The organism is Microcoleus vaginatus FACHB-2002 (assembly GCF_040004035.1).
Taxonomy (GTDB): Bacteria; Cyanobacteriota; Cyanobacteriia; order Cyanobacteriales; family Microcoleaceae; genus Microcoleus; species Microcoleus vaginatus_C.
This window is the reverse complement of record NZ_JAMPLN010000044.1, coordinates 31363-45569: the sequence shown is the minus strand read 5'-3', so window position 1 is coordinate 45569 and position 14207 is coordinate 31363. Positions and strand designations below refer to the sequence as shown.

8 protein-coding genes are annotated in these 14207 nt (G+C 47.6%); 6 read left to right on the top strand and 2 right to left on the bottom strand.

Going from position 1 to position 14207, the window contains the following annotated elements; all coding sequences use genetic code 11:
• On the top strand, positions 1 to 1446 hold a 1446-nt coding region (locus tag NDI35_RS25690), incomplete at its 5' end, for a calcium-binding protein (RefSeq protein ID WP_445315195.1).
• 439 nt (positions 1447 to 1885) lie between these two features.
• The gene (locus NDI35_RS25685; protein WP_445315194.1) at positions 1886 to 7078 is read left to right on the top strand and encodes a choice-of-anchor Y domain-containing protein; all 5193 of its coding nucleotides are present in this window, start codon (positions 1886 to 1888) and stop codon (positions 7076 to 7078) included.
• Between the two features lie 389 nt (positions 7079 to 7467).
• Here the strand turns inward: NDI35_RS25685 and NDI35_RS25680 are convergent, their stop codons facing one another.
• Positions 7468 to 9084 (bottom strand): Ppx/GppA phosphatase family protein, encoded by a 1617-nt coding sequence (locus tag NDI35_RS25680; RefSeq protein ID WP_445315193.1) that lies wholly within the window; start codon positions 9082 to 9084, stop codon positions 7468 to 7470.
• Positions 9085 to 9294: 210 nt separating this feature from the next.
• Here NDI35_RS25680 and NDI35_RS25675 point away from each other — a divergent pair, with 210 nt between their 5' ends.
• From NDI35_RS25675 to NDI35_RS25660, 4 genes are all read left to right on the top strand, one after another.
• The gene (locus NDI35_RS25675) at positions 9295 to 10179 is read left to right on the top strand and encodes a 4-hydroxybenzoate solanesyltransferase (RefSeq protein ID WP_445315192.1); all 885 of its coding nucleotides are present in this window, start codon (positions 9295 to 9297) and stop codon (positions 10177 to 10179) included.
• Between the two features lie 456 nt (positions 10180 to 10635).
• Positions 10636 to 11133, top strand: coding sequence for a TIGR00725 family protein (locus NDI35_RS25670; protein WP_445315191.1), 498 nt, complete (start codon positions 10636 to 10638; stop codon positions 11131 to 11133).
• A gap of 8 nt (positions 11134 to 11141) precedes the next feature.
• A complete protein-coding gene (locus NDI35_RS25665) occupies positions 11142 to 11663 on the top strand; it encodes a hypothetical protein (RefSeq protein WP_445315190.1) in 522 nt (173 codons plus the stop codon).
• A 288-nt stretch (positions 11664 to 11951) separates the two neighbouring features.
• Positions 11952 to 12857, top strand: coding sequence for a TPM domain-containing protein (locus NDI35_RS25660; protein WP_445315189.1), 906 nt, complete (start codon positions 11952 to 11954; stop codon positions 12855 to 12857).
• Positions 12858 to 12966: 109 nt separating this feature from the next.
• Here the strand turns inward: NDI35_RS25660 and wecB are convergent, their stop codons facing one another.
• On the bottom strand, positions 12967 to 14106 hold the full coding sequence (wecB, locus tag NDI35_RS25655; protein WP_445315188.1) for a non-hydrolyzing UDP-N-acetylglucosamine 2-epimerase: 1140 nt from the start codon (positions 14104 to 14106) through the stop codon (positions 12967 to 12969).
• Between the last annotated feature and the right edge of the window lie 101 nt (positions 14107 to 14207).

The following is a 14207-nucleotide window of genomic DNA, read 5'->3' as shown; positions in this document are numbered from 1 at the left end:
ACTCCCACGGAAACTCCGACTCCAACTCCCACGGAAACTCCGACTCCAACTCCCACGGAAACTCCGACTCCAACTCCCACGGAAACTCCGACTCCAACTCCCACGGGAACTCCGACTCCAACTCCCACGGAAACTCCGACTCCGACTCCCACGGGAACTCCGACTCCGACTCCCACGGGAACTCCGACTCCGACTCCCACGGGAACTCCGACGGGAACTCCGACTCCAACTCCCACGGGAACTCCAACGCCAACGGGAACTCCAACGCCAACGGGAACTCCAACGCCAACGGGAACTCCGACTCCGACTCCGACGGGAACTCCGACTCCAACGGGAACTCCTGTTGACTCTGACAGCGTTGGCGGCGGCGATGCCGATTGCATTTGCGAACAGATTACCCTACCCGCGATCAGTTCGATTCCGGGCCCGAATTCAGTCGATCGCACTTTCAATGGCACTGACGGCGACGACTTCCTCATCGGCAGCAATCTCAACGACGTTATCAGCGGTTTCAACGGCGACGACATTCTGCTTGGCCAAAAAGGCAACGACAATATTTACGGGGGACTGCCCAGCAATATCCCCCTTGGTCCCAATGCAGACAAAGACTTGCTGTTTGGGGGCAATGGCAATGATTACCTCAACGGCGCCGGCGGCGACGATCGCATTTTCGGGGGTAAGGGCGATGATGTGGCGATCGGCGGCAAAGACGATGACTTGATTTGGGGCGACAAGGGCAATGACACTCTAGTTGGGGCTCAGGGTAACGACTGCTTGTTTGGAGGCAGTTTTGACCCGTCTAGCCCTGACTCGAATGGACGCGATTTGCTGTTTGGCGGTGCTGGCAACGACTTCTTGAATGGGGGAGATGCTGCAGACACTCTAAGCGGCGAAGAGGGCAACGATACGGTTTACGGCGGCAAGGGCAATGACGTTGTGGTGGGGGGTACTGGCAACGATCTGCTGTTGGGCGATCGCGGCAGTGATAGCATTTGCGGCGACGACGGGGACGATACTATTTTCGGAGACAGCGCGATCAACTTTAACGGTGAGCCTGATTCCCTGTGCGGCGGTGCTGGCAATGATTTGATGTTTGGCAACGGCGGTAGTGACAAGCTATGCGGCGAGGAGGGCAACGATACTCTCTACGGGGGTAAAGGCGACGATTGTCTGATAGGGGGTTTGGGCAATGATATTCTCAGCGGCGGCATTGGGCGCGATCGCTTTGTTTTAACAGTAGGTGAAGGCAGCGATCAAATTACTGATTTCACAATAGGGGAAGATTTGCTGGTGTTAGCGGGTGGCCTAACTTTTGGTCAACTTAGTATTACCCAAAACGCTAATGCAGCTTTCATCAGGATTGGTGAGAACGGTCAACTGTTAGCTGCTTTGAATGGAGTGCAAGCTAGTGCGCTCGGTGTGAATGATTTTACCATCTTCGGGTAAGCACAAATTAATTAACTAAGGTGCGGAGTACGCACCTTAGTTAATTATGTAGAGTGGGCAACGCGCTGCTTACCGCTATTAGTAGTGTGTCAAATCATATCGTTTCCGATTGCATCGGTATTGTTCCAATGTCCAAACAGTCAGTTATCCCGAAAGCATAATTTTAGTCAACAGTCAACACTCAAAAATCATATCGCTCGTGCAACCTGAATTGATATCAAATCACTTTTTGTGTCCAGGAGTGCGATCGACAATAATCCAAGCTTTTGCTTGACACTACTCAGAACTCCAGATATTATTTTAGTAATAAAAATGACTTAAACAAGCCACTCTACGGACAAACTACTGACAGTGTATTTACGTAAATAAAAAGATTTAACGTAAAAAAAACATTAGTTGATAGCTAATACATAATCATCTCAAATTTAGGTGCATCTAGATGGGACAGATAATTATTAACGAATTCCGGCGGGATACTGGAAACATTACAGGCAACGAGTATGTAGAGTTACTGCTCACAGAAGATGTAAGTGCAACTCAGCTTCAGAGCTATTTTGTAGGCGACTCAACTGATCCAACTACCGCTAAATATTCAGCTTATCGATTTACTAATATGGCAAGTATTGCTCCTGTGTTTAAAGCAGGAACAATACTTACGATCGGCGGTTCGGTTGCTAATCAAGAGATTGCCTACAACCCCATACCGTCGGGAACAAACAACGATTGGAACATTCGATTGAGTCCCGCAGGTGGATTTTTGACAAAGCTGCTCCCAGCCGGAAATTTGCCTGGGGATTTTGCAGCATCAGATATTGTTTGGGTAGATACTAGCAGTGCGGGAATTACTTCTGTTGATTCCCTCGCCTGGAGGACATCAGGAACACACGGAGCATTTGGGAGTGCAGCTAAGGTGCAAATTCCAGCACCAAGCAACGGGGGTAATGTCGAGTTTGTGAGCGATATTGGCGGCATCAACAGAACTGCTAGTTATACTATAGATAGTCCCGGCTCCTTGGGTTTACCCAACGGCGGAATTAATACTATTTATATTAACAGTCTCCGCAATCGGCCGGTTAACATTGCTCCGAGTTGGGCAGATCTTAATGTGAATCCGCTGCTCGCAATTAATGAAGATATACCCAGCGCAGATAACACAGGCTTTAGTATTTTTAACCTCACTAGCGAGTTAGGAAGTGACGCTAATGGCGATCCTTTGGGTGTCGCAGTCACCGCAGCAGACAATACTAACGGTAACTGGCAATTTTCAACGGACGGCAATACTTGGACAAATTTCGGCACAGTGTCGGAAAGTTCAGCAACCCTACTAGGCCCGACTCCTCTTTATAATGGCTTACTTGGTAACACTCCCACTGCTCAAAATTGGCTGTCTTTGACTAACTTAAATCTTGCTTCTCCTACCGCAACAGCTTCCGAATTTTTTAACGGTAATGGAGTTAATTTAAACAGCACTGCCACCAATAGTATTTATGCTGGCTATAGAAATAATCCTTTAAATCCGTCATTTCCTCCGCTCGATCGCACTACAGGCTTTAGCCTGTCTTTTAATCTCCAAATTATCTCGGAATCCCGCACTAATCAAAATCGGGCTGGTTTTAGCATTGTTGCTGTTACTAGCGATCGCAAAGCGATTGAAATCGGTTTCCAGCAGCTATCTGCAACTTCTGGCAATATCTTTGCACAAGGCGACGGCATTACTCCCAACCCAGGCGGACAAACCAACGGCTTATTTGTTGCAGCCGAGAATTTTGCTTATAACACCAATATTGCTACTAACTACACTCTCAGAGTTCAAGGTGACAATTACTTTCTTTCCGATGGCAGCGATATCATACTAAGCGGCCCGCTGCGCGATTATTCAGGATTTAGCGACCAGATCGATCCTTACGAAACTCCTAATTCTCTATTCCTCGGTGACGGCACTACCTCCGCCCAAGCTAACATCAACCTGACGCGGGTTTCCCTGCAAACGCCTGCGAGAGTCCGCTTTGTACCCAACCCAGACTATTACAGTACCCCAGGAAGCGAACCAACAATTACTTTTCGGGCGTGGGATGGAAGTAACGGAGTGGGTAACGGTACTGCCGGCGTCAATGCTTCTGTTACCGGGGGAACAACGCCGTTTAGCACTAATAGTTTAACAAGTTCGATCGCAGTTAATCCAGTCAACGATGCACCTTCGTTTGTCAAAGGAGTCGATCGCACTCTCAGCAGCAATTCGGGGCCACAAATCATCCCCAGATGGGCGACTGCGATTTCTCCAGGCCCTAACGAATCGGGACAAACTGTGGCTTTTCAAGTGGTAGGGAATGATAATGCTGCTTTGTTTAGTGTACCACCGGCGATCGACTCGGTGGGGACGCTAACCTTTACACCGGTGCCGGGGGCGATCGGCAGTGCTAATATCACTCTGAACCTGAAAGATAATGGCGGTAGAGAGAACGACGGGCTCGATACTTCTGACACCCAAGCGTTCATTATCAATCTCACCAATCCAGGCACATTTAACTTTAGTGCCGCAAATTACAGCGTTAATGAAAACGGTAATTTTGCCACAATTACTGTTACTCGCACTGATGCTACTAATGTGGCTGCTGCTGTCAGTTACAGTACAAGTAATGGAACAGCTAATGCTGGCAGCGATTATAACCAGACATCGGGAACCTTAAATTTTGGCATTGGCGAAACCACTCAAACTTTCACGATTCCCATTGTTGATGATTCAGAGATAGAAGAGGATGAAACTGTTAATTTAACTCTGAATAATCCCACTAATGGATCAGATTTAGGAGCGATTTATAGTGCTGTTTTGACTATTGTAGATACAACTCCGACTCCGACACCGACGCCTGCGGAAACTCCAACTCCAACTCCGACACCGACGCCTGCGGAAACTCCAACTCCGACTCCGACACCGACGCCTGCGGAAACTCCAACTCCGACTCCGACACCGACGCCTGCGGAAACTCCAACTCCAACTCCGACTCCGACACCTGCGGAAATTCCGACGCCAACTCCGACTCCGACACCTGCGGAAATTCCGACGCCAACTCCGACTCCGACGCCTGCGGAAATTCCGACGCCAACTCCGACTCCGACGCCTGCGGAAACTCCGACTCCGACGCCTGCGGAAACTCCGACACCAACTCCGACTCCGACGCCTGCGGAAACTCCAACTCCGACGCCTGCGGAAACTCCGACACCGACTCCGATACCTGCGGAAATTCCAACTCCGACACCGACTCCGACGCCTGCGGAAACTCCGACACCAACTCCGACTCCGACGCCTGCGGAAACTCCGACACCAACTCCGACTCCGACGCCTGCGGAAACTCCAACTCCGACGCCTGCGGAAACTCCGACACCGACTCCGACGCCTGCGGAAACTCCGACACCAACTCCGACTCCGACGCCTGCGGAAACTCCAACTCCGACGCCTGCGGAAACTCCGACACCGACTCCGACGCCTGCGGAAACTCCGACACCAACTCCGACTCCGACGCCTGCGGAAACTCCAACTCCGACGCCTGCGGAAACTCCGACACCGACTCCGACGCCTGCGGAAACTCCGACACCAACTCCGACTCCGACGCCTGCGGAAACTCCAACTCCGACGCCTGCGGAAACTCCGACACCGACTCCGACGCCTGCGGAAACTCCAACTCCGACGCCTGCGGAAACTCCGACACCGACGCCTGCGGAAACTCCAATTCCGACGCCTGCGGAAACTCCGACACCGACTCCGACGCCTGCGGAAACTCCAATTCCGACTCCGACTCCGACGCCTGCGGAAACTCCGACACCGACTCCAACGCCTGCGGAAACTCCAATTCCGACACCGACTCCGACGCCTGCGGAAACTCCAATTCCGACGCCTGCGGAAACTCCGACACCGACTCCGACGCCTGCGGAAACTCCAATTCCGACACCGACTCCGACGCCTGCGGAAACTCCAATTCCGACGCCTGCGGAAACTCCGACACCGACTCCGACACCTGCGGAAATTCCAACTCCGACACCGACTCCGACACCGGGGGAAATTCCGACGCCAACCCCGACTCTGACACCGGGGGAAATTCCGACGCCAACCCCGACTCTGACACCTGCGGAAACTCCAATTCCGACACCGACGCCCATTCCGACGCCGACGCCTGCGGAAACTCCAATTCCGACACCGACGCCAATTCCTGCTGAAACTCCGACGCCTGCGGAAACTCCAATTCCGACACCGACGCCAATTCCTGCTGAAACTCCGACGCCTGCGGAAACTCCAATTCCGACACCGACGCCAATTCCTGCTGAAACTCCAATTCCGACGCTAATTCCTGGGGAAACTCCGACACCAATTCCGACGCCAATTTCAACATCTGCGGAAACTCCAATTCCGACGGCTAAACCTGGGGAAACGCCGATCGCCAATCAGAATTCGATCGCCCCAACCACATCTCCAACAACCGAAACCCCCACACCTGCGCTAATTCCTGCTGCTTCGGAAGACTGTATGTGCGATCGAATCACTTTACCCGATCGCACTTCCATTCCCGGCCCCAATATCCCTGAAAATATCCTCAACGGTACTGACGATAAAGATACTCTAACCGGCAGCGATATTAATGACATCATCAACGGTTTCAACGGCAGCGACTGGCTAAATGGCTTTCTCGGCAACGACAATATTTACGGCGGCTTTGCTAGCCCAGTTACTGTTGGCGCGGATGCAGACAGCGACACTATATTTGGCAACGAAAATAACGACTATCTCATCGGTCACGCTGGGAATGACATTATTTATGGGGGTAAAGATCATGATGTGGCGATCGCAGGCAAAGATAATGACGTAGTTTGGGGTGACAAAGGCAACGATACCCTGCTTGGCGATGAAGGTAATGACAGTTTATTTGGGGGCACTTTTGATGCGTCTGACAGTGACTTGACAGGAAAAGATTTGCTTTTTGGCAATAACGGCAACGACGTTTTGTACGGACAAGAAAGCGAAGATACTCTCAGCGGCGGCAACGACAATGATACCTTACATGGCGGCAAAGATAACGATATAATTTGCGGCGATTCTGGCAATGATTTGCTGTTTGGAGATTTGGGAAATGACAGCATCTGCGGTGGCGATGGCGAGGATACGATTTTCGGAGATATTGACAATATCGCGATGGATGCTAGCAGTCAACAAGATTATTTGTGCGGCGGCAGCGGCAATGATTTAATTTTTGGTAATCAAGATGCCGATCAATTGTGCGGCGGTGACGGTAGCGATACTCTGTACGGGGGTAAGGGTGATGATACTTTGATTGGGGGAATGGGCGACGACTGGTTGATGGGAGACTTCGGAAACGATACGCTGCAAGGGGGAAGCGGGCGCGATTACTTTTTCTTGACTGCGGGTGAAGGCCACGATGTAATCGCTGATTTTAGGCAAGGTGAAGATTTATTAATTTTAACGGGAGGGTTAACGGTCGATCGACTCAGCATATTTGAAGAAAACACTACAACTTTTATCAAAATTTCCAACACAGATCAAATCTTAGCTAGCCTAAAAGGCGTATCAGCTAATCTCATCACTCAACAGGATTTTACAGTAATTGGGCTACCTGGTTTGTAGATATAATATCGAATCTGGTTGTATCAGAATTATTCCTAATATCATGTCCGATCGATTAACCATAATATTTCGGTCTGGGCGGGTTTTTGAGATTGTCAATTATTGGCAGGTATTGTTGGTGAGGGCAGCCCCTACAAAAATCGCGGTCGCTCGATCGGACATGATATGAGACACTACTTAAATCTTTCGTATAGCGTCAGCAAATAGTCATATCGCATTGATTTATCCTATCTGAAATTAATCCATCCTGCCTTCAGAAGGCAGGCTAGGGCGATCGCGAGGAGTATGGAGTCAAACACAATATTGGTACTAGACTTGGGGTTAAGTTGAAACTGTAGGGTGCGTACTTCGCAGCCTACAGTCTCTCGTTTCCAGGCTCGGCTTTGTATTTAAACCGGAATCAGAGTCGGTTCCAAAGTTGCCACTAATTTGAGATTGTACTCATATTCAAAACACGGCTTTTTATAATCCAAACTCCACAGTTCTAGAGCGCAATCGTCTTCGGGATTGAGCGGTTGTAGCCGCAAGTGAAACTCTCTAACTTCCGGGCGGTGTTGGCATTTAAAATCATAAATTGCGCCGATTTGCCGCCTATCTAAAGCCACAGCTAACCGCAGAAAAGGATGCAATTTACTGACTAATTCTCGGTAAGTTTTTGGGAGAACAATAAAATTTTCGTGCTTCTTTTTAGGAGGATTCTTCCGGTGATAGCGAGCCAAATTGGCAATTACTTCAATCTCTGTTTCAGTGTATCCCAATAACTCACCATTGCGAATTAAATAGTAAGAATGCTTGTGGTGCGCTGAATGGCTGACGTACAAACCGCAGTTGTGCAGAATCGCGGCAGCCCACAGCAACTCGCGTTCTTCGGTTCCCCAATTGTGTAGAATTCCTTGAGTTTGGTCGAAAAAATTGAGCGCAAATGCTGCGGTTCTTTCGCTTTGTTCTAAATTGACTTGATATTTGTTAGCCATGTGCAGAATGCTGCGCTGGCGGATTGAACCTTGATAGCGCAAGCGGTTTTCAATTAAACCGTGGGCCAGCATCCAGTCAACTATTACACCTTCCCTCAGAGAGCGATCGCACACAGTCAGCGATTCAATTCCTAATAGTGTCATAGCTTCCTGCAAAATCAAAGCGCCTGCCAGAATAATTTCCGCCCGCTTGTCCGACATTCCTGGAATTGCCAACCTTTCCGAGTAAGAAAGTTTGCGAAAGCGATTGACTAAATCGCGCAAATCTTTTAAACTTAACTGATATCCAGCCAGCGGACTAGGTACTGTTCCAAACTTTTCGCGAGCGTTAATTGCAGCCAGAGTTTCGATTGTTCCAGCAGTGCCAATCAAGCGCAAAGGTTCGCCCGCATTGAAGTGAGAGCGCAATTCGTCGATCGGTCTTTCCAGCGAAATCCGAATATAAGCTTGCAAATAAGCAAACTCCTCCCTAGTAATCGGGTCAGTTTTGACAAATTGTCCTGTTAAGCGAACAGCACCAATTTTTGTACTGGTGAGACAGCGAGGCTCAGAACTGTCTCCTAAAATCAACTCCGTAGAACCGCCCCCAATATCAATAATTACCTGGGACTGATTGTTAAACTCCATACCCGAAAGAACACCGAGATAAATTCTCCGCGCTTCTTCTTGACCAGAAATTAAACTCACATTCAGGTCTAATTCTTCAGCAACTTGTTTGAGAAAATCCCGCCCGTTAGGGGCTTCCCGAACTGCACTCGTAGCCACAGCGATAATTTGTTCAGCATTGAAAGTTTTAGCAATATCTAGAAAACGGCGCAGAGTGGCGATCGCCCTTTCCATAACCTCGGACTTCAAGCGCCCTGTTTTTGCCTCGCAATCGCCCAACCGAACCGTATCTTTTTCTCTAGCAATAATCGTAAATGCGGGCAATTTCGGATCGATGCGCGCCACCACCATGTGAAATGAGTTAGTACCCATATCAATAGCAGCAATAATGCGATTTGACTCCGCAGAAGCAAGTGAATTAACCATTGGAGTATCGGGGTTGACAGATATTTATGATTATTTCACGAATCCAGTGAGGCATTCTATTAAATCAGCAAAAATCTGGAACTGCTGGCTGACCAAGACTTTCACCTGTTTGAAATTCCGGCAGAAGTGCGATCGGCACCACAGATAATAAGTGATTGTGCCTAAAATTTGATAAAATTTAGAGTTAAAAATCTCCAATCTACAATCGAAATGCTTACAGAGTCCGATCGCCAACCCGAATCCACATTGCTAACCGTCGTGAGGCTTTTGAGATGGGACAAACCAGCAGGAAGGCTCATTTTAATGATTCCAGCCCTGTGGGCCGTCTTTTTAGCAGCAGAGGGGAAGCCGCCCGCAGCATTGGTGGGCGTGATTGTGTTGGGTACCTTAGCCACAAGTGCGGCTGGATGCGTCATCAACGACTTATGGGATCGCGATATCGATCCCGAAGTAGAAAGAACTCGATCGCGCCCCCTAGCATCCCGCGCCCTCACCGTGCAAACTGGAATAGGAGTTGCATTAATTTCCTTTGCTTGCGCCGCGATTCTCGCTTTTTATCTCAATCCTTTAAGCTTCTGGCTGTGTGTCGCCGCCGTACCAGTAATTATCTGCTATCCGCTGGCAAAAAGATTCTTTCCAGTGCCGCAATTAGTGTTATCAATAGCCTGGGGTTTTGCAGTTTTAATTAGTTGGAGCGCCGCCGTTAATGAATTAGAATTAGCGACTTGGCTGCTGTGGGGTGCAGTCGTGTTTTGGACGATGGGATTTGATACAGTTTATGCGATGAGCGATCGGGAAGACGATGTGCGTTTGGGGGTGAATTCCAGCGCGATTTTTTTCGGGGATAATGCTGCTAATGCTGTGGGTTTTTTCTTTGTTGGTACAGTGGTTTTGTTAGCGGCAATGGGAGTTAATCTGCACTTGCACATTGGCTTTTGGATGGCAATTATTGCGGCGGCTATTTTGTGGTTTTTGCAGTACAGTCAACTGCGGAATGCGGAGCTTCCTAAGCTTGTTTACGGTCAAATCTTTCGCCAAAATGTTTGGGTGGGGTTTGTCATATTGGCGGGGATGATTGTTGGGGAGATTTTTTAATTTATTGTAGGGCTTTTCCCGCAGGAAACGGGTGTGAAACTCGAATGATTGAAGTTTGAAAGAAGAGCTTCACATCGATTTAAGCGTGAAAGCGTTTGTCTCTGTGCTTTGTATCGAAGTCTCCAACGGCTGCACGATCCAGAAAAAGGGGGATGTGCGATCGCTTATTCTCCCTTTTTCAGGAGTATTATACATAAATATACTTATTTATTAATCCAATTAATTAAAGTTTTTACATAAATTAATGAGGCGTAGGCTTCTAAAAACTGATCTATTTTTTTACATAAAATCATACTCAATTATACCAAATATTGTTGGATAAAAATAAATAAAAACCGATTGTGACAGGTGAGGCTGCGGCATCTGGCTAAGAAAGATCGAGAGCCCTTTCTCACCCAGATTCAGAAGGGTTCTCGATCTGTCAAGAATGCAATATATTCAACCCTAAACTATGATATGAAAAAAATCATAATCGGCATCATGGGTCCGGGCGAAAGTGCCACATCAACAGACTTAGGAAATGCCTATCAACTCGGACAACTCATCGCCGAAGCAGGATGGATATTGCTAAGTGGCGGTAGAAATGTCGGCGTCATGGATGCCGCCAACAAAGGAGCAAAATCAGCTAACGGTTTAACAGTCGGCATCCTTCCGGGAAATGACACTCGTGGCATTTCTGAAGCTGTAGATATTGCCATTGTCACCGATATGGGAAACGCCAGAAATAATATTAACATTCTTTCTTCAGACGTAATAATTGCCTGCGGTATGGGCACGGGCACTGCTTCGGAAATTGCGCTCGCCCTCAAAGCTAACAAACAAGTTATATTGTTAAATCACAGCCGTGAAAGTCAACTTTTTTTTCAAGGTTTAGCACAATTTAACATCTTTGTGGTAAACAATGCTGTAGAGGCTATGAATCAAGCTCGCGAAATCCTAGTAAATTCAAGATGAAATCCAAGATGAGAGTAAGCAAATTCAACTTTTGTGCGATCGGCATTTTTCTGACTTTGGGGATTTTCGTCACTACCAAAGCAGACGGAAGAATTGCACAGTTCAGTTTCAGCAACAAATCTACTCAAAAATTAGCACAAACCCTCCCTCCTCCTCCCCCTTTCGCACAGCCTGTTACCGAACAAGAAGCGCCACCTATTCGCAGTGAATCCGTGCCGGATCAAATAGCTTTAGCAACCCATTTGCAGACAATCAAAGCTAGACTCTACGGCGCTTACTGGTGTCCTAACTGTCACACGCAACAAGAACTTTTCGGCAAAGAAGCATTTACGGCGATTACTTACATTGAGTGCGATCCCAGAGGCAAAGATGCTCAACCAGATTTGTGCAAAGCGGCAAATATTAAAGCTTACCCCACTTGGGAAATTCGGGGTAAATATTACACGGGCAGGCACTCTTTGGAAAAACTGGCTATTTTATCTGGTTATAAAGGCAGCCGCAATTTTCTGCCACCAGTTCCCTCTCCTTAAAAATATTTAAATTCGTTCGCACTCGCACTCGCCCACTAAGAAACCGGGTTTTTGAACCGAGATTGACGGTTTTCAGCAATTGTTTTGGTTAAAAACCCGGTTTCTAGCCACCCGTGCGTGCAGGGCTATAAAGGTAAAGTGCTTATGGCGCACCTAAAATTAGGATTTTTATGAACCCAACTTTTGAATAATATGAATTTACATCACCGCGAGCTGGTTATTTAATTGTAATTAGGTGGACAGATATATGTCAATTTCAGACTAGCACTTATTCAGGAGACTGAAGCAATGCAGTTACAATTTAGCAATAAACAAATAATCTGGAGCAGTTTGCTTTGCTTTACGGCAATTGCATTTCCTGTAACGAGCCAAGCTATAACAGTACAAGAAGTACCGAATCCCAGCCAAGTAAATAACACTTGGGTAACGGACAAGGCAAACATTCTCAGCGACAGCACCGAAACTCAGCTAAATCAAATGATTTCGGATTTAGAGGCGAAAAACGGCTCAGAAATTGCTGTTGTGACAGTTCCTGAAACTAAGCCATCGACGACACCCAAAGCATTTGCTACAGAATTATTTAACTTTTGGGGTATTGGCAAGAAAGGTAAAAATAACGGAGTTTTATTGTTGATTTCGTCGCGGGAACGCCGCGTTCAAATTGAAACAGGTTCTGGCATTCAAAGCATTTTGCCGGATGCTAAAGCAGTGGGTGTAATTAAAACCGAAATTACGCCCCGATTTAAACAGCAGGACTTTGACGGGGGCACATTAGCGGGGACAAAGGCATTAGTAAATGTTTTACAAACTCCGACGGTAAATGCTCAATCTCAAATCACGCTGCCTTTGGCTCCAATCGTACCATCTCAAGGGGTGAAACCGTCACCAATACCTAGTCAATCGCCAGTTATTAGCAATAGTACATCCACAGGTGAAGATTCATCGAATCCAATCTATGACTTACTTGGGTTGTTATTCATAGCATTTATACCTTGCTTCATTATCTTCAGGATATTGGGCAGCTTATTTTCTGGGAAATCTCCTTTCCCCTCCCGCAGCCGTTATCAGGGCAATAACCCCAGTGACTACAGCAGTAGCAGTAGTGACTACAGCATTAGCAGTAGCAGTAGCGACTCCGGGGGTAGCTTTGGCGGGGGCGACTATAGTGGTGGGGGTGGCGGTGGGGATTGGTAATTCGGGAAGGGAGGTAGAAACCGAGTTTTTTTACCAGGAATTAGTCCCCCTCTGCGGGGACGAGAGTTTGTGTAATTGCGGTTTCAACCGCCGAATAATCGAGGGGTAGCTAACTAAAATAGTCTTCAACAATTTTCAAAATCCGCGAGGCTGCCAAACCGTCCCCAAAGGGATTAATTGCCATTGCCATTGCGTTGTATGCTTCTGAATTGCTGAGCAATTCAGCCGCTGCTGTGAAAATTGTATCAGAATTCGTACCTACAAGTTTAGCGGTTCCTGCGGAAATTGCTTCTGGTCTTTCTGTGGTTTCTCGCAATACTAAAACTGGCTTGCCCAAACTAGGTGCTTCTTCTTGCAAGCCACCCGAATCTGTTAAAATTAAATGACATCTTTGAATCGCTCCTACTAATTCTGCGTAATCTAAAGGTTCAGTTAAGAATACTCTTGGATGGTCGCCCAAAAGAGCTTGCAAAGGTTCTCTAACAGTGGGATTTCGGTGCAGGGGTAGTAGTAAAGCTGTATCGGGAAATTTATCTAAGATTTGGAGAAATGCGTAAGCAATTCCTTGTAAGGGATCGCCCCAATTTTCGCGGCGGTGAACTGTTGCTAAGATAGTGCGATATTTGCTCCAGTCTAAAGAGGGAATGTTGCATTCTGGTTGGCGTTTGGCGACAGAAAGCAAAGCATCGATTACTGTGTTGCCTGTGCGGTGAATTTCTCCTAAAACGCCCGATCGCCCTAAATTCTCTTGGGCCAGCTCTGTCGGGGCAAAATGCAGCCGTGTGAGCTGAGATATCAACCGTCGGTTAGCCTCTTCGGGGTAAGGATTCAACACGTCGTCTGTCCGCAATCCGGCTTCTACGTGACCTACGGGTATTTTCTGGTAAAATGCAGCCAAAGTAGCGGCAAACGCTGTCGTTGTATCGCCCTGAACTAACACGATTTCGGGCTGCAATTCTTTAAACAAGGCTTCCAAACCCTGCAAACTCCGAGAAGTAATATCGGTCAAGGTTTGCTGGTGCTGCATAATTGCTAAATCCCGATCGGCTTTTAGATCGAACATTCGCATTACTTGCTCGACCATTTCTCGGTGCTGACCGGTTAAAATTACTTGGGTGTCAAAGGTTGGCGAACTTTTGAAAAGTTGAATTACTGGGGCGAGTTTAATCGCTTCCGGGCGAGTTCCTAAGACGATGCAAACGCGGTGAGTGGCTTCGGGCATGGTAAAATTAGGTGTAAGTTTATTCATATTGCCGTTGGGTGAGGGCGGGTTTTGGAGATGGTCAATTTTAGGCAATTATTGTCGGTGAAACCCGCCCTTACAGGATTATGGAGATTAGTAGATTTTTG